The organism is Aeromicrobium sp. JP4 (assembly GCF_054957925.1).
In genome coordinates this window covers 258,132-275,317 of record NZ_CM143290.1, presented here as the reverse complement: position 1 = coordinate 275,317, position 17,186 = coordinate 258,132, and the positions used below count along the sequence as shown (strand labels likewise).

Here is a 17,186-nt window from a genome sequence, read left to right as displayed (position 1 = left end):
ATCATTCTCCGTTCTCAGAAGCTGGATCCGGTGGACCCGGCGATGTCGTAGGCCGATTCTCCGTGCTGGGCGAAGTCGATCCCGTTGGTGACCTCGTCCTCGTCGTCGACGCGCCAGCCGATCGTGTACTTGATGGCCAGGGCGATGAGCGTGGTGAACGCGCCCGTCCACACGATGGCGATGAGCGCCGCCATGGACTGGTTGAACAGCGACTCGAAGCCACCGCCGTAGAGCAGCCCATCGACGCCACCGGGCGCGGAGGCGGTGGAGAACAGGCCGATGAGCAGCGTGCCGACGAGGCCGCCGACGAGGTGGACACCCACCACGTCGAGCGAGTCGTCGAGGCCGTACTTGAACTTGAGGCCGACCGCCCAGGCGCACAGGGCACCGGAGGCCGCGCCGATCGCGATGGCGCCGACGATGCCGACCGCGCCGCAGGCGGGGGTGATCGCCACGAGCCCGGCGACGATGCCCGACGCCGCACCGAGCGAGGTGGCCTTGCCGTGGAGGATCTTCTCGACCGCCAGCCAGGCCAGGATCGCGGCCATCGTGGCGACGGTCGTGTTCATGAAGGTCACGCCGGTCTCGGTCATGAACTGGGCGGTGTCCTTGGCGGCGCCGTCACCCTCGGCGAAGACGATCGAGCCGACGTTGAAGCCGTACCAGCCGAACCACAGCAGCGCGGCGCCCATCATCGTCAACGGCAGGTTGTGGGGGCGCATCTGCTCGCGCGGCCACCCGATCCGCCGGCCGATGATCAGCGCGAGGATGCCGCCCGCGATGCCCGCGTTGATGTGCACCACGGTGCCGCCGGCGTAGTCCTGGGCCGGGAAGTGCTCGGCGATGAAGCCGCCGCCCCACACCATGTGCGCGATCGGGAAGTACGAGAACGTGACCCACAGCGGCAGGAAGACCAGCCAGGCCGAGAACTTCACCCGGTCGGCGATCGCACCGGAGATGAGGGCCGCGGTGATGATCGCGAAGGTCATCTGGAACGCGACGGCGATGTAGTCGCCCCACTCGACGCCCTCGAGCCCGAAGAGCTCGAAGGGGCTGGCGAACAGGCCGCCGACGTCCTTGCTGCCGAAGGACATCGACCAGCCCCAGAGCACGTAGACGAGTCCGACGACGGCCGCGGCCACGTAGGACATCATCATCATGTTCAGCACGGAGCGGGCGCGGGTCATGCCGCCGTAGAACAGGGCGAGCGCGGGCACGGTCATGAAGAGCACCATGGCCGTGGCCATGAGCATCCAGGCGTAGTAACCATCCATGCCCGTCACTGTGGCCGGTCCCGATTTCGCGTCGGAACGCTCCGTGTTACGTCTGTGTTACGCCTCCAGGAGGGCGTCGACGAAGTCCGCGGGGTCGAACGGCGCGAGGTCGTCGGGGCCCTCGCCGAGGCCGACGTACTTCACCGGAACGCCCAGCTCGCGCTGCACGGCGATGACGATGCCGCCCTTCGCGGTGCCGTCGAGCTTGGTCAGCACGATGCCCGTGACGTCGACGACCTCGCCGAACACGCGCGCCTGCGTGAGCCCGTTCTGGCCGGTGGTGGCGTCGATGACCAGCAGCACCTCGGTGACCGGGGCCTGCTTCTCGATGACGCGCTTGACCTTGCCGAGCTCGTCCATCAGGCCCGACTTGGTGTGCAGGCGTCCGGCGGTGTCGACCAGGACGACGTCGACGCCGTCGGCGATGCCCTGCTTGACGGTCTCGAAGCCCACGCTGGCCGGGTCGGCGCCCTCGTGGCTGCGCACCGTGGGCACGCCGACGCGGGCGCCCCACGTCTCCAGCTGGTCGGCCGCGGCGGCGCGGAACGTGTCGGCGGCACCGAGCAGGACCGAGCGGTCCTCGGCGACGAGCACGCGGGCCAGGCGGCCCACGGTGGTGGTCTTGCCGGTGCCGTTGACACCGACGACGAGCACGACGCCCGGAAGGCTGTCGTCACCGGTGGTGTGCATCGTGCGATCCAGCGAGGGGCCCACGAGGCCCAGCAGCTCGTCGCGCAGCACGGCCTTGGCGCGCTCGGGGTCCTTGACGCCCTCGGCGGCGAGCCGGGCGCGCAGGTTCGTGACCAGCTCGGTGGTGGGACCGACGCCCACGTCGGCGGCGAGGAGGGTGTCCTCGATCTCCTCCCACTGGTCCTCGGTGAGGTCGCCGCCGCCCAGCAGCGAGAGCAGGCCGCGGCCCAGGCTCGTCTGCGAGCGCGACAGGCGCGAGCGCAGGCGCGCGAGGCGGCCCTGCGGGGTCTCGGGGCGCTCGAGCGTGGGGGCCGCCGGGGCGGCCGGCTCCTCCTCCAGAACCCCGGCCTCGAGCTCCTCGACCTCGTCGAGGTCGACCTCGCGCAGTTCGGGATGCTCGATCTCACGCTCGGTGAGCTCGTCCATAACGTCGGGCGGCGGCAGCTCGCGGCGCGGCTTGGCGATGAGGTACGCGAGGCCGCCACCGAGGACGACGACGGCGACGGCGATCAGGACGACGAGGGTCTCGGTGGTCACGGGTCCACCCTAGACAAGCGGACGACGTCGTCGAACCGGGCCAGCACGGCCGGGCTGTGCGAGATGACGACGAGGCTGCGCCCTCCGGGACCCGCCAGGGCGAGGACGTCGTCCATCAGTGCCGCTGCCGTCGGCGCGTCGAGGTGCTCGGTCGGCTCGTCCAGCACCAGCACGCGGTGGTCGGCGAGCAGCAGCCGCGCCAGGCACAGTCGCTGGCGCTCGCCGCCGGAGAGCCGGCCGCCGTGCTCGCCGACCGGGGTGTCGAGGCCCTGCGGCATGGCGTCGACCGACACGAGCAGCCCGGCGGACGCGAGCGCGGCGCGCAGTCGCTCGTCGTCGGCCTCCGGATCGGCGATCCGCAGGTTCTCGCGGATCGAGGTGTCGAACACGGCGTCGTCCTGGCCGAGGTAGCCGATGCGGCGACGGACGTCGGCGGCGGACAGCTCGGTCGTGGGCACTCCACCGAGCGAGACGGTGCCGTGCCACGTCGGCAGCAGCCGCAGCAGCGCGTAGCCGAGCGTGGACTTGCCGACACCGCTGGGACCGGTGATCGCCATCGCGGCACCCTCGGGCAGCTTGAACGACACGGGCGCCGTCACGGGGGCGTCCCAGCCGACGCGGACGTCCTCGACCACGAGGTCGTTGCCGTCCGGCAGCGGGCGCGGCTCGGCGGGGTCCTCGACCGGCGCGCCCAGGTCCGCCAGGGCGGCGAGTCGCGCTGCCGCCGCCGTGACCTCGGGTCGCAGCCGCTCGGCCTCCGACCAGCCGTCCCACGGCTCGACCAGGGCGATCGGCGCCAGCAGGACCACGCCGACGAGGACCGGGTCGAGGCCGCCGGACAGGGCGGCCAGGACGGCGACCGTGAGCCCGGCGACTGCCAGGACGACGGCCGACCCGATGCCGGCGACGCTCGCGCCGCCGGACTGCGCCGACTCGGCGTCGCCGGTGGCGGTCGAGGCGGTCGCCCGGGCCTCGTCGGCGGCACCGAAAGCCACCAGCTCACGCGCGGCGACGGCCGCGGCGGCGACCTCGGCGGACAGGCGCCCCTGCGCCTCGGCCCGGCCGCTGCGCCGACTGCCGGCGCGTGCAACGAGCCACCGCAGGGACAGCGCCGCCAGCGCCACGCCGGCGGCGATGACCAGGCCCGACGGACCGTCGATCAGCGCGACGACCACCACGACGACGGCCGTGGCCGCCAGGCCGATCCACCACGGAATCCGCAGCCGCAGCAGCCGGTCCTGCATCCGGGCGACGTCGGCGACGACCCGGCTGACGAGGTCGCCGCGGCGCAGGTCGCCCAGGCCGGCGGGCGCCGCGCGGTCGAGGTCGGTGTAGGTGGCGACGCGCTGGTCCACCGCGTCGGCGAGGGCGACGTCGTGCGTCAGCAGCCGCTCCACGTAGCGCAGCACCGACCGCGAGATCCCGAAGAAGCGCACCGAGACGATCGCGACCATGAGGTAGAGCACGGGCGGCTGCTCGGCGGCCCGGACGATGAGCCACGCGGAGGCCAGCAGCAGTCCGACGGCCGCCAGCTGGGCGGTGACGCCCATGGCCAGTCCCGTGCCCAGGCGCGCGCGACGCGAGTAGGTCCGGCTCATGCGGCCACCTCGACGACCCGGTCGGCCGCGGCCACCGTCTCGGGGCGGTGCGTGACGACCAGCACCGTGGCGCCCGACTCGCGCAGGGCGGTCAGCACCGTGGCCTCGTGATGGGCGTCGAGGCCCGCGGTGGGCTCGTCCAGCAGCACGAGCCAGGCGCCCGATCGCCGGATCCGCAGCAGGGCCCGCGCCACCGCCACGCGGCGTCGCTCCCCCGCCGACAAGTCGGTCGTGCCCTCGCGCACGACTCGGTCCAGGGAGAGGTCCAGTCCCGCGTCGCCGGCGGCCGCGGCGATCTCCTCGGCGCTCGCGCCTCGCTGGCCCAGCGCGACGTTCTCACCGAGGGTGCCGGCCACGAGGTGCGGCGTCTGCGGCACCCAGGCCACGGACTCCCGCCAGGCGGCGATGTCGAGGTCGGCCAACGCCGTGTCGCCGACGGTGACCGATCCGGCGTCCAGCCGCTCGAAGCCGAGCAGGACGTCGAGCAGGGTGGACTTCCCGCCGCCGGAGCGACCGACGACAGCGAGGAACTCCCCCGGCTCGACCCGCAGCTCGTCGACCGCCAGCGACAGCGCGCTGCGGCCGGGATGCGTCAGTCGCGCGCCGCTCACCGTGATGGTTGACGGCCCGGCCGGCGGCGCGACGGTCCCCTCGTGGCGGTCGTGGTCGAGCAGGTCGAGCAACTCGGCGGTGGCCGTGGCGCCCTCGGTGCTGTCGTGGAACATCATCCCGACCCGGCGCACCGGCAGGTACGCCTCGGGCGCCAGCAGCAGGACGAACATCGCGTCGCGCAGCTCGAGCTGACCCTCGACGACGCGCAGGCCGACACTCACGGCCACGAGGGCCACCGAGATCGTCGAGATCAGCTCGAGCACCAGCGAGGACAGGAAGGCCAGCCGCAGGGCGCGCATCGTCTCGACCCGGTGCCGGTCGCCGACCTCGCGGATCCCACGCTCCTGGCGCCGTCCGAAGACCTTCAGCACGACGAGGCCGTCGAGCACGTCGGTGAAGTGCCGGGCCAGACGCTCCATGGCGGCCCAGCGGCGCTCCACCCGGTCGCGCGTCAGCATGCCGACGAGCCACATGAAGAGGCCGATGAGCGGCAGCGTGACCACGATGATCACCGCCGACAGCAGGTCGGTCCACGCGATCACGGCGATGACCGCGGCCGGCACGATCGCCGCGAGCGCGAGCTGTGGCAGGAACCGCCCGACGTAACCGTCGAACGCGTCCATCCCGGGGCCGAGCAACGCCACGAGGCGGCCACTCCCGGGCCGCGGGCCGACGCGGCGCGGGTCGAGCAGGTCGTCGACAACCTCGGACCGCAGCTCGGCCTTCACCCGGATGGCGGCCCGCTCGCTGACGACGCCGTGCGCCCACGCGATCACCGCCCGCAGCCCGAAGGCCGCGGCGATCGCGAGCGGGAGCAGCAGGACCTCGTCGCCGGTGAACCGGCGGGCGACGACCTCGGCGACGCACCAGGACACGCCGATGATGAGCAGCGCCGTGACGACGCCCAGGACCACCGACCACACCAGGTGGGTGCGGACGGTGGCCGAGCGGCGGACGAGCCGCGGGTCGAGGGGTCTCACGCCGGGATGTGCTGGACGCCGATGCGCTTGCGGAACACCCAGTACGACCACGCCTGGTAGATCAGCACGATGGGCGTGAACGCCACCGCGACCCAGGTCATGATCTTGAGCGTGTAGGGCGTCGACGACGCGTTCTCGGTGGTCAGGCTGAACGCCGGGTCGAGCGTCGAGGGCATCACGTCGGGGAACAGCGCGACGAACAGCATCGTCACGACGCCGGCGATCGCCACGGCCGTGCCGACGAAGGCCCAGCCGTCGCGGTCGCGCATGCTGGCGGCGAGGCCACCGAGGAACGCGAGGGCGGCCACGCCGCCGATCACCCAGACGGCGAGGTCGCCGTCGCGGGCCGCGGTCCAGCCGATGAACGCCACCGCGAGCACCGCGACGACGGCACCGAGCCGCTGCGCGAACGCGTGCGCCCGCACGCGGATGTCGCCGACGGTCTTGAGCGCCACGAAGAACGCCCCGTGCACGAGGAAGACCGACGTCGTGAGCAGGCCGCCGAGCAGCGCGTACGGGTTGAGCAGGTTGAAGAACCCGCCGACGTACTCGTGGGACTCGTTGATCGGGACGCCGCGGACGATGTTCGCGAACGCCACGCCCCACAGCAGGGCCGGGACGAACGATCCGATGATGATCGCCCAGTCCCATCGGTCGCGCCACTCCTGCTGGTCGCGCAGGCCGCGGTACTCGAACGCGACGCCACGCACGATCAGGGCGATGAGGATGAGGAACAGCGGCAGGTAGAAGCCGCTGAACAGCGTGGCGTACCACTCGGGGAAGGCGGCGAACATCGCGCCGCCACCGACGATGAGCCACACCTCGTTGCCGTCCCACACCGGACCGATGGTGTTGACGAGGACGCGCCGCTCCTTCTCGTCCTTGGCCAGCAGGCCGACGAGCATGCCCACGCCGAAGTCGAAGCCCTCGAGCACGAAGTACCCGACGAACAGGAAGGCGATCAGGACGAACCAGACGGTGGTGAGTTCCATGGCGGTCTCCTCAGTACGCGAACGCCAGCGGGGCGTCGGAGTCGTCGTCGGGGGCGGAGGGCGGGTTGGCGTCGGGCAGGCCCTTGTCGATGAACCGCAGCAGCAGCTTGACCTCCACCACGGCCAGCGCGCCGTACAGCAGCGTGAAGCCGAGCATCGAGGTCCACACCTGTGCGGCCGAGACCGACGGCGAGACACCCGCCTCGGTGGGCATCAGGCCGAAGACCACCCACGGCTGGCGCCCCATCTCGGTGAAGATCCAGCCGAAGGAGTTCGCGAACAGCGGCATGAGGGGAAGGACCATCGCGGTCCACAGCAGCCAGCGGGTCGTGCGCGCACCGGGCGCCGGCACGCGACCCCGGCGCAGGGCCCACAGGATCCAGGCGCTCGCGGCCATCGCCACGAAGCCGAGGCCCATCATGAGGCGGAAGCTCCAGTAGGTGACGGGGATGTTCGGCGAGAAGTCGGTGATCCCGGAGTCGGCGTACGTCTTGGCGTACTCCTCGTTGAGCGAGTTGATGCCGCGCACCTCACCGTCGAGGCCGCCCGTGGCCAGCTGGGACAGCAGGCAAGGGACCTCGACGCTGAACAGCGGCTTCGAGCCGTCGAGGGTGCCGACCGTGAACAGGGAGAACGGGGCGCACTCGTCGGCGTCCTCGTAGAGCGCCTCCGCGGCCGCCATCTTCATCGGCTGGACCTCGGTCATGACCTTGCCCTGGATGTCGCCGGTGATGACGACACCGAGGCCCGCGATGAGCAGCGTCACGGCACCGAGCTTGGCCGCGCTGCGGAACGCCTCGGCGTCCCGGTCGGGGCGGCGGATGAGGTGCCAGACCGCGACCGCGGCCACGAACCCGCCGCCGACCATGAAGGCCGCGAACAGGGTGTGCGGCAGCGTGATGAGGGCGACCTTGTTGGTCAGCACCGCCATGAAGTCGTTCAGCTCGGCCCGGCCGCGCTCCTCGTTCATGGTGAAGCCCACGGGATTCTGCATGAAGGAGTTGGCCGCGAGGATGAAGTAGGCCGACAGCGCCGTCCCGATCGCGGCGATCCAGATCGTCATCAGGTGCAGGCCGGGCTTGAGCCGGTCCCAGCCGAAGATCCACAGGCCCAGGAACGTCGACTCCAGGAAGAAGGCCAGCAGGCCCTCGATCGCGAGTGGGGCGCCGAAGATGTCGCCGACGAAGCGGCTGTAGCTGCTCCAGTTCATGCCGAACTGGAACTCCTGCACGATGCCGGTGACGACGCCCATGGCGAAGTTGATGAGGAAGAGCTTGCCGAACATCCGGGTCAGGCGGAGCCACTTCTCGTTCCCGGTGCGCCACCACGCCGTCTGCATGATCGCCACCAGGAACGCCATGCTGATCGTCATCGGCACGAACAGGAAGTGGTAGACGGTCGTGATGCCGAACTGCCACCGGGCGAGCTCGAGTGCTGAGTCCACACTGGTCCTTCCGACTGCGGGTCACACCGTTGTGATCCACCCGCGAGCGTAGGTCGCGGCAGGGTCAGGAAGGTGCGGTCGAGCACCCGACGTGGCGGACATCACCCGCCCCGTCCGTCTCAGACTGCGAGGGGCTCCAGCACCGTGCGGATGACGTCCGGAATCGGGGTGACCTTGCGGTCCTCCCCCGTCACGTAGACGTGCACGAACCGGCCGATCGCGGCCGGTTCGGGGTCGTCGTCCTGGTACAGGCTGATCTCGTAGACGACGCTGGAGTTGCCCAGCTTCGTGACCGTCAGGCCCGCCACGACGTCGAGCGGGAACTTGAGCTCGCGCAGGAAGCGGCACGAGGACTCCGCGACGATCCCGTAGGCCGGGAGGCGGCGGATGTCGGTGCCGGTCTCGCGGATGAGGTAGCCGTTCACGGCGGTGTCGAAGTAGGAGTAGTACTTCACGTTGTTGACGTGACCGTAGACGTCCTCGTCCTCCCACCGGGTGGTGATGGTGAACGTGGCTCCGGGACGGCTCATGCCGACTCCTCCTCGCGCAGGCGCTGGCTGATCACGGCCGAGACGCCGTCGCCGCGCATCGTCACGCCGTACAGGGCGTCGCAGACCTCCATCGTGCGCTTCTGGTGCGTGATCACGATGAGCTGGGAGTTGGCGCGCAGCTCCTCGTAGATCTCCAGCAGGCGGCCGAGGTTCGTGTCGTCGAGCGCCGCCTCGACCTCGTCGAGGATGTAGAACGGGCTGGGACGCGCCTTGAACAGCGCGACCAGGAACGCGACGGCCACCAGCGAGCGCTCGCCACCGGAGAGCAGCGACAGCCGCTTGACCTTCTTGCCCGGGGGCCGGGCCTCCACGTCGATGCCTGTCGCCAGCATGTCGGACGGATCGGTGAGGATCAGGCGGCCCTCGCCGCCGGGGAACAGGCGCGAGAAGACGTCGTTGAACTCCCGCTCGACGTCGGCCCAGGCCTCGGTGAACACCTGCTCGACCTTGGCGTCGACGTCGGCGACGATCTCGAGCAGGTCCTCGCGGGTCTTGCGCAGGTCGTCGAGCTGCTCGGAGAGGAACTGGTGACGCTCCTCCAGCGCGGAGAACTCCTCCAGCGCGAGCGGGTTGACCTTGCCGAGCATCGCCAGCTCACGCTCTGCCGTCTTGAGGCGCTTGGCCTGCTCGGTGCGGTCGAACGGGATGGGCTCACCCTCGCCATCGATCGGCAGCACCATCTGGTCGGGACCGTACTCGGCCACGAGCGTGTCGGCCTCGACGCCGAGCTCCTCCAGAGCGCGCTCCTGCAGGGCCTCGAGCCGCAGCCGCAGCTGGGCGCGGGCCATCTCGTCCTTGTGCACCGAGTCGGTCAGCCCCTCGAGGTCGGACGACAGGCCACGGACGGTGGAGCGGGCCTCCTTGAGCCGCTGCTCGCGCTCGGACCGCGAGTGCTCGATCTCCACCCGGGTGCGGGTGGCGTCGGCGTACGACTGCTCGAGGTGCTGCAGGGCGGTCTCGGCCGCCTGCAGCACGGCCGTGGCCGTCTCGGCCTCGCGGCGGCGGCGCTCGGCGCGCACCCGGGCGCGCTCGCGGGCCTCACGCTCGGCCTCGGCGGCCTCCAGCAGCGACGCGACCTGGGCGCCGAGGGCCTTGGCGCGCTCCTCGGCGGTGCGCAGCGCGAGCCGGCCGTCGGTCTCGGCGCGACGGGCGGCTGAGGCCGCCTCGGCGCGCCGCTCCAGCTCGGCGGTGTCGGGCTCGACGTCGGGCGCGTCCTCCGCGGCCGTGAGCCGCTCCTCCAGCTCGGACAGACCGGCGACGTCGCGGTCGCGGGCCTCCTCGGCGGCGGCGATCGCGGTCTGGAGGCGCTCCGCCTCGGCGGCCGCGGACCTGCTGGTGGTGCCCAGCTGAGCCAGCTTCTCCGCGACGGCGGACATCGACGCGTCCGACTCGTGCAGGCGGGCCAGCGCGGCGTCGACCCGGTCGTTCGCGGCCTCGGCAGCGGTGGTCGCGCGCTCGGTCTCGAAGCGCAGGGCCTCCAGCTCGTGCCCGGTGCGCTCGATGGTCTCGGCGGCCTCGTCGATCGCCGCGGTGACCTCGATCAGGCTGGGCGAGCTGGTGGAGCCGCCCTCGGCGAAGTGAGCTCCGATGCGGTCGCCGTCGGCGGTGACGGCCGTGACGTCGGGCAGGTCGGCGACGAGCCGCTTCGCCGCCGCGAGCGTCTCGACGACCGCGACCTTGTGCAGCAGGCGGCGCAGCGAGCCGCGCAGCTCGGCGGGCGCCTCGACGAGCGACTCGGCGTAGACGGCGCCACCGGGCAGGGCGGGCCAGTCGTCGGTGGACACCTGGCCCGAGCCGAGCAGCAGCCCCGCGCGGCCGAGGTCCTCCTCGCGCAGCAGGTGCAGCGCGTCGATCGCGCTGTCGACCCGGTCGACAGCCACGGCGTCGGCGGCGGTGCCGAGGGCGGCGCCGACGGCGGCCTCGTGGCCCCCGCGGACGGTGACCAGGGCGGCGACGGAGCCGAGCACGCCGTTGAGCCGGTCGGAGGCCGCGAGCAGCGCGCCCGAGCCGTCCTTGCGGTTCAGGCCCAGCTCGAGGGCCTCCTTGCGCGCCGTGGCCGTGGCCAGGCGGCGCTCCAGCTCGTCGCGCTTCGACGTGAGCTCGGTGACGGCGGCCTCGGCGGTGGCCAGGGCCGCCTCGGCGCCCTCCAGCTCCTCGTCGAGGCCGGACTCCCCGGCGCTCAGTCCGGCGATCGTGCTCTCGAGCGCGCTGAACTCGTGCTGCGACTCCTCGGCGCGCTGCCGGGCCTCGGCGCGGGCGGCCGTCAGGCGGCCGATCTCCTCGCCCGCGGCGGCGGCGCGGCTCTTGAGCCCGTTGACCTGGCCGTGCAGGCGGGCCAGCCCTTCGCGGCGGTCGGCCGCGGCCCGCAGCAGTCCGGCGATCCGGCGCTCCTCGGTGGAATAGGCCTCCTCGGCCTCGCCCCGCGCGGCGATGGCTGCCTGGAGAGCCTCCGCGGCCGTGGCGACGTCGGCCTCGAGCTCGACGAGTCGCTCCTGGGCCCGCCGGGCGTCGGCCTCCAGCTCCTCGGGGTCGCGTCCGTCGACACGGTCGGACGAGGCGTCGGCGGCGAGCCGGATCCGGTCGCGGGCGACGTTGGCCGTGCCGTGGAACCGCTCGCGCAGGCTGCCGAGGGCGTAGACCGTCTCCTGGGCACGGGCGAGCAGCGGCGCGTCGGTGGCGAGGGCCTGCTCGAGCTCGGCCTCGATGCGCCGGGCCTCGGCGAGGGCCTTCTCGACCTCCTCGCGACGGGCGCGCAGCGCGTGCTCGTCGGCCAGCTCGGTCTCGATCGTGGTGCGTGCGGCGACGATGTCGTCGGCGAGCAGTCGGGCGCGCGCGTCGCGGACGGTGGCCTGGATCCCTGCGGCCCGGCGGGCGACCTCGGCCTGGCGGCCCAGCGGCTTGAGCTGGCGGCGCAGCTCGGTGAGCACGTCGTTCAGCCGGGTCAGGTTGTCCTGGGTGGCGTCGAGCTTGCGGAGCGCCTTCTCCTTGCGCTTGCGGTGCTTCAGGACGCCCGCGGCCTCCTCCACGAAGCCGCGACGCTCCTCAGGGGTGGCGCGCAGCACCGAGTCGAGCTGTCCCTGACCGACGATGACGTGCATCTCGCGACCGATGCCGGAGTCGCTGAGCAGCTCCTGGACGTCGAGCAGGCGGCACGTGTTGCCGTTGATCGCGTACTCGGAGCCGCCGCTGCGGAACATCGTGCGGCTGATCGTGACCTCGGCGTACTCGATCGGCAGGGCGCCGTCGGAGTTGTCGATCGTCAGTACGACCTCGGCGCGGCCGAGGGGCGCGCGGCCGGCGGTGCCGGCGAAGATGACGTCCTCCATCTTGCCGCCACGCAGCGTCTTCGCGCCCTGCTCGCCCATCACCCACGACAAGGCGTCGACGACATTGGACTTGCCGGAGCCGTTGGGGCCGACGACAGCCGTGATGCCGGGTTCGAGGGCCAGCGTCGTGGACGACGCGAAGGACTTGAATCCCCGCAGCGTGAGGGTCTTCAGATACACGACGTCAGCCTAGTGCCTGCGATGTCGGCCATCGCAGGGGAAACGCCGCAGGATCAGCGTGCAGCGGATTCGAGCAGCTCGGCGAGGTCGCCGTCGTGGGCGGTCTCGGCGAGGCGCGCGAGGAGGCCGTCGTTCTCGGCCTTCAGTCGCAGCACCTCGTTCTCGAGGTCGCCGATCCGGCGGCGCAGGACCGCGACCTCGTGAGCGTGCTCAGGGGACGGGCCACCGACGTAGCCGTACAGCGCTTTGGCCATGTTCATCCTTGTTCAGGAGAGGTGGAGGGCAGGGCAGCCGCGAAGGCTGCGTCTACCAGTGTCCCACCGGGTCGGGCGCTCGGTCAACCGGGGCGCCTGCCTGCGATCCACGTGTGCGTGACCCGCAGCTCGGCGGCGTCCAGCACGACGAGATCGGCGGGGGTCCCGGGCGCGAGCGTGCCCAGCTCGGGGGCGCCGAGGGCGACGGCGGGCACGGTGCTGGCCGCCCGGATCGCCGTGGCGACGTCGACCCCGGCGTCCCGGACGACGTGGGCGATGCACGCGTCGAGGCGCACCGCGGCGCCGGCGATCGTGCCGTCCTCGCGGCGCGCCGGCTGGTCCTCCTCGATGACGACCGCGGCACCGCCGAGCTCGTACCGCCCCGGCGGCATCCCGAACGTCGACAGGTCGTCGGTGACGAGCATGATGCGGCCCGCGGCGCTGGCGAACGCGACCCGCAGGGCGATCGGGTCGACGTGGTGCAGGTCCGCGATCAGGCCGGGGGTCAGACGGGAGTCGGTCAGCGCGACGCCGACCACGCCACCGTCGCGGTGCCCGAGACCGCGCTGGGCGTTGTAGAGGTGGGTCACGAGGGTCGCGCCGGCGTCGACCGCGCGGGTGACGGTGGCGTCGTCGGCGTCGCTGTGGCCGATGCTGACCCGGACCCCGGCACGCACGAGCCGTTCGATCGCCTCGATGGCGCCGGCCCGCTCGGGGGCCAGCGTCACGTAGCCCAGGTCCGCTCCCCCGGCCTCGATCAGCGCGTCCACGCGCTCGGGCGTGGGGTCGACCAGGAACGCCTCGTCGTGGGCGCCCTTGCAGGCGGCCGAGATGAACGGTCCCTCGACGTGCGCGCCGAGCAGGCGCGTCGCACCGGGGCGGCCGGCGAGCCGCGCCCGCTGGCCCCTGAAGTCGCGCAGCTGCTCGACGAGGGACTCGACGGGGGCGGTGATGAAGGTCGGCGCGATCGCCGTGACGCCCGTCGTGGCGAGGCCGTCGACGATCCGGTCCCACTCGTCGGGAGTGGCGGCGGCGAAGTCCGCCCCGTAGGCGCCGTTGATCTGGGCGTCGACGAGCCCCGGCGCCAGGATGCCGTCGTGGTGCTCGTCGGCCGCCCGCGGCGGCGCGCCCGTGCCGGAGGCCACGATCATGCCGTCGGCGATCTCGACCCAGCCCGGCTCGAGGTCGACCCGGACGTCGACGACCGCCTCGGCGCTGATCAGGTGTCCCACGAGAGGGGACCGTACACGCTGCGCGGGGCAGCCCTAGGGTGGATCGCATGCGTCAGGACCTGTTCACCAGCCCGGAGGGCGAGTGGACCGCCGTCTCCCCGCAGCTCGCCACGGCCCGCGGACTCATCGGCTCGGCCCTCGGGATCGTGCTCCTGCTCCTCTCGGTGGGCCTGTGGATCCCGTTCGACGGAGCGCTCGGCGGATGGGACTGGCTCGTGTGGCTGCCCGCCGGCGGCGGCTTGGCGCTCATCGCGTGGATCTGGTGGTGGGCGCCGCGCAACCGCCGCAGCTGGGGCTACGCCGAGGCCGAGGACGACTTCGTCGTGCGCGGCGGCATCATGTTCCGCCGCCTCGTGGTCGTGCCCTACGGCCGGATGCAGTTCGTCGACGTGCAGTCGGGCCCGGTGGCCCGCGCGTTCGGGTTCGCCACCGTCACGCTGCACACCGCCTCCACGGCCACGGCGGCCGAGATCCCCGGCGTCCCCCTCGACGAGGCCACGCGCCTGCGCAACCGGCTGACCGACCTCGGTGAGGGTCATGGCGCCGGCGTCTGAGGCCCACCGCACCCACCCCCTGACCGCGCTCCTGCAGGGCCTGATCTGGGGAGCGGGCGTCGCGGTGGCGTTCGCGTGGCAGGCTCTCGACTTCAGCGACCCCGAGTGGTGGACCCTCGCGTCCCTGCCGGCGGGCTTCGTCCTCGGCGCGGTGGCGGGCTGGGTGAGCTGGCTCTTCACCCGCTACGTGATCGACGACCAGGAGGTCCGGGTCGAGAAGGGCGTGCTGTTCAAGTCCTCGCGCCGGATCCCGTTCGAGCGGTTGCAGTCCGTCGACATCAACGAGCCGCTCATCGCCCGCGTGGTCGGGCTCTCCGAGCTGACGATCGAGATGGCCGGCGGCTCCGACTCCCGCACGCGACTGCGCTTCCTGACGTTGGCCGAGTCGCGGCGCCTGCGCCGCCTCCTGCTCGAGCGCGCCCACGGGACGCCGCAGGACCCCGAGGGCGAGGGCGAGCTCGCGGTGCAGGAGCAGCGCCAGGTGCTGCACGTCGTGCCGCCGGACCGCATCATCATCGGCACGCTGCTCTCGCTGGACTTCGTCGCCACGGTGCTCGCCGCGCTGGGATCGATCGGCTTCGCCCTCTTCACCGAGACCGGCTGGGCCCTGCTGGCCATCCTCATCCCGGCCCTGTGGGGCATCGGCCAGATGATCACCAACCGGATCTTCGCCCAGTGGGACTTCACCCTGTCCCGCGGTCCTCGCGGCCTGCGGATCGAGCGCGGCCTGCTGAGCCGCAGCTCGCAGACGATCCCCTACGACCGCGTGCAGGGCATCGCCGTCGTGGAGCCGATCGTCTGGCGCCGCTACCGCTGGTCGCGCCTCGACGTGGACGTCGCCGGCTACGGCGCCGTCTCGGACGACAGCGGGGGCGTCTCCTCCACGACCCTGCTCCCGATCGCCGACCTCGACCTCGCCCAGCGGATCGTCGACGAGCTGATCCCCGATCCCGATCGGGGCACCGGCGCCCGCGTGCGTCCCACGAGCCGCTCGCGGCTCTTCGCGCCGGTCGGCTGGAGGTACCGCTGGCTGGAGTCCACCGCGCACACGGTGACCACGGCGACGGGCTGGATCACGCGCAGCCGCTCGATCGTGCCGCACCACAAGGTGCAGTCGGTCGAGTTCTCGCAGGGGCCGCTGCAGCGCCGCCTGGGCGTCGCCTCGGTGCACGTGCACACGCCCGACGGGCCGGTCTCGGCCCAGGCAGCGCACCTCGACGCGGAGGTCGCCCGCCGGGTGTCGTTCGACGAGGTCGAGCTGGCGCGCGAGGCGCGCCGGGTCAGCCGCCGCTGATCGCGTCCTCGGCCGCCGCGTCCATGGCGCCCGACATCTCACGCGAGTCGAGCCAGCCCTCGGGCAGCACGACCTTGCGCGGGGAGCCCTGGCGGCCGCGCGGCACGCCCAGCTCGCTCACCGGGAACGGGACATCGGGGTCGAGGTCGCTGAGCAGCTCGTCCAGCGCCCGGTAGGAGCTGACGTGCCCGAGCCGGTCCCGCACGCTGGAGCCGGCGGGGAAGCCCTTGAGGTACCACGCGACGTGCTTCCGGAACTCCACGCAGCCGCGTTCCTCGCCCAGCCACTCCCCCAGCAGCTCGGCGTGGCGGCGCATGACGGCCATGACCTCGCCGAGGTTCGGCAGGGTGGCGACGGTGCGGCCGTCGAAGGCGGCCGCGAGGTCGCGGAAGAGCCACGGCCGCCCGAGGCAGCCGCGGCCGACGACGACGCCGTCGCAGCCGGTCTGCTCGACCATCGCGAGCGCGTCGGAGGCCTCCCAGATGTCGCCGTTGCCGAGCACCGGGATGTCGACCGCGGCCTTGAGCTCGCCGATCGAGTCCCAGTCGGCGCGCCCGCTGTAGTGCTGCGCGGCGGTGCGGCCGTGCAGCGCGATCGCGGCACAGCCGGTGTCCTGGGCGATGCGGCCGGCGTCGAGGTAGGTCAGGTGGTCCTCGTCGATGCCCCTGCGCGTCTTCATCGTGACCGGCACGCCGTACGGCTCCGCGGCGCTCACGGCCGCGGTGAGGATCTGGCCCAGCAGCGTGGCCTTCCACGGCAGCGCCGAGCCGCCGCCCTTGCGGGTCACCTTGGGCACGGGGCAACCGAAGTTGAGGTCGACGTGGTCGACTCCGTGGTCGGCGCACAGGATCTCCACGGCGCGGCCCACGGTGTCGGGATCGATGCCGTACAGCTGCACCGAGCGGACCTGCTCGCCCTCGGCGAACGTCAGCATCGACAGGCTCGTGGCGTCGCCCTCGACGAGGCCGCGGGTGGTGATCATCTCGCACACGTAGAGCCCGGCGCCCTGCTCGGCGCACAGGCGCCGGAACGCCACGTTCGTGACGCCGGCCATCGGGGCGAGGACGACCGGCACGTCGACGTGGACGCGCCCGAGGTCGAGGCCCCGCGTCAGGGTCGCCATCGGACCGCCGTGGTGACGCCGCCGGGCTGGAAGTCGACCGACTCGACCGCCGTGCCCCGCGGGACGAAGTAGAGCAGGCAGCCCTTGGCCGTCTGACCGGCCGCGAAGGAGGCACCGACCTTGGGCGCGCGGCACGCGGTGAGCCCGGCCGGCGTGGCCGTCGGCGGCACGAGGACGTCGCCCGCGAGGTGCAGCCACCACGGCACGCCCTCGGGGAACTCCGCCGCGGCCGGACCGCGGTTCCCCATCACGACGCGCACGTAGTACGGCTGCATGCCCTCGGGCACCGTGAACAGCGACAGGTCGCGGCGCGGCGCCTTGTCGATCCGGGCGACGCCGAGCGTCATCGCAGTGCCGGCCTCGTCGTCAGCCGACGGGTAGGCCACGGCCAGCGACTCGCCGACGTTCCTCTCGGTGCCCGGGTCGGACAGGGTCAGACCCGCCGGCACCTCGAAGCCCGGCTCCGGCGCCGCCGACTCCTGGGCGTCACCGCCCGAGCAAGCGGCCAGCGCGAGCAGCAGCAGCGCTGCGGCGAGGGCGCGCAC

The 17,186-nt window shown here is 72.5% G+C and carries 14 protein-coding genes; 2 read left to right on the top strand and 12 right to left on the bottom strand.

Annotated features, from left to right (window positions below; translation table 11 throughout):
- Positions 1-14: 14 nt before the first annotated feature.
- From ACY1JX_RS01385 to nagA, 10 genes are all read right to left on the bottom strand, one after another.
- Positions 15-1,274 (bottom strand): ammonium transporter, encoded by a 1,260-nt coding sequence (locus tag ACY1JX_RS01385; protein WP_462564966.1) that lies wholly within the window; start codon positions 1,272-1,274, stop codon positions 15-17.
- Between the two features lie 57 nt (positions 1,275-1,331).
- On the bottom strand, positions 1,332-2,501 hold the full coding sequence (gene ftsY / locus ACY1JX_RS01380) for a signal recognition particle-docking protein FtsY (RefSeq protein WP_462564965.1): 1,170 nt from the start codon (positions 2,499-2,501) through the stop codon (positions 1,332-1,334).
- Complete coding sequence (gene cydC, locus ACY1JX_RS01375; protein ID WP_462564964.1) at positions 2,498-4,099, bottom strand: thiol reductant ABC exporter subunit CydC; 1,602 nt, start codon at positions 4,097-4,099, stop codon at positions 2,498-2,500. The genes ftsY and cydC overlap by 4 nt, the downstream gene beginning before the upstream one ends.
- Positions 4,096-5,691: a thiol reductant ABC exporter subunit CydD gene (gene cydD / locus ACY1JX_RS01370; protein WP_462564963.1), complete on the bottom strand. Its 1,596-nt coding sequence runs from the start codon at positions 5,689-5,691 to the stop codon at positions 4,096-4,098. The genes cydC and cydD overlap by 4 nt, the downstream gene beginning before the upstream one ends.
- Positions 5,688-6,683 (bottom strand): cytochrome d ubiquinol oxidase subunit II, encoded by a 996-nt coding sequence (gene cydB / locus ACY1JX_RS01365; protein ID WP_462564962.1) that lies wholly within the window; start codon positions 6,681-6,683, stop codon positions 5,688-5,690. The genes cydD and cydB overlap by 4 nt, the downstream gene beginning before the upstream one ends.
- 10 nt (positions 6,684-6,693) lie before the next feature.
- Positions 6,694-8,127 carry a cytochrome ubiquinol oxidase subunit I gene (locus ACY1JX_RS01360; protein ID WP_462564961.1) on the bottom strand — a complete coding sequence of 478 codons (1,434 nt, stop codon included), beginning with the start codon at positions 8,125-8,127 and terminating at the stop codon, positions 6,694-6,696.
- Positions 8,128-8,246: 119 nt separating this feature from the next.
- Positions 8,247-8,657, bottom strand: coding sequence for an acyl-CoA thioesterase (locus ACY1JX_RS01355; protein WP_181755891.1), 411 nt, complete (start codon positions 8,655-8,657; stop codon positions 8,247-8,249).
- The gene (gene smc, locus ACY1JX_RS01350) at positions 8,654-12,184 is read right to left on the bottom strand and encodes a chromosome segregation protein SMC (RefSeq protein ID WP_462564960.1); all 3,531 of its coding nucleotides are present in this window, start codon (positions 12,182-12,184) and stop codon (positions 8,654-8,656) included. The genes ACY1JX_RS01355 and smc overlap by 4 nt, the downstream gene beginning before the upstream one ends.
- Positions 12,185-12,237: 53 nt before the next feature.
- Complete coding sequence (locus ACY1JX_RS01345) at positions 12,238-12,438, bottom strand: hypothetical protein (protein ID WP_181755893.1); 201 nt, start codon at positions 12,436-12,438, stop codon at positions 12,238-12,240.
- An 83-nt stretch (positions 12,439-12,521) separates the two neighbouring features.
- Positions 12,522-13,670: an N-acetylglucosamine-6-phosphate deacetylase gene (gene nagA, locus ACY1JX_RS01340; RefSeq protein ID WP_462564959.1), complete on the bottom strand. Its 1,149-nt coding sequence runs from the start codon at positions 13,668-13,670 to the stop codon at positions 12,522-12,524.
- A gap of 47 nt (positions 13,671-13,717) precedes the next feature.
- Here nagA and ACY1JX_RS01335 point away from each other — a divergent pair, with 47 nt between their 5' ends.
- The gene (locus ACY1JX_RS01335) at positions 13,718-14,224 is read left to right on the top strand and encodes a PH domain-containing protein (RefSeq protein ID WP_462564958.1); all 507 of its coding nucleotides are present in this window, start codon (positions 13,718-13,720) and stop codon (positions 14,222-14,224) included.
- Positions 14,208-15,518, top strand: coding sequence for a PH domain-containing protein (locus ACY1JX_RS01330; protein ID WP_286928583.1), 1,311 nt, complete (start codon positions 14,208-14,210; stop codon positions 15,516-15,518). The genes ACY1JX_RS01335 and ACY1JX_RS01330 overlap by 17 nt, the downstream gene beginning before the upstream one ends.
- Here ACY1JX_RS01330 and dusB read toward each other — a convergent pair.
- Positions 15,505-16,641, bottom strand: a complete 1,137-nt coding sequence (gene dusB, locus ACY1JX_RS01325; protein WP_462564957.1) for a tRNA dihydrouridine synthase DusB — start codon at positions 16,639-16,641, stop codon at positions 15,505-15,507. The two genes, ACY1JX_RS01330 and dusB, sit on opposite strands and share 14 nt — an antisense overlap.
- Positions 16,629-17,186 (bottom strand): hypothetical protein, encoded by a 558-nt coding sequence (locus ACY1JX_RS01320; protein WP_462564956.1) that lies wholly within the window; start codon positions 17,184-17,186, stop codon positions 16,629-16,631. Before ACY1JX_RS01320 ends, dusB begins: the two co-directional genes overlap by 13 nt.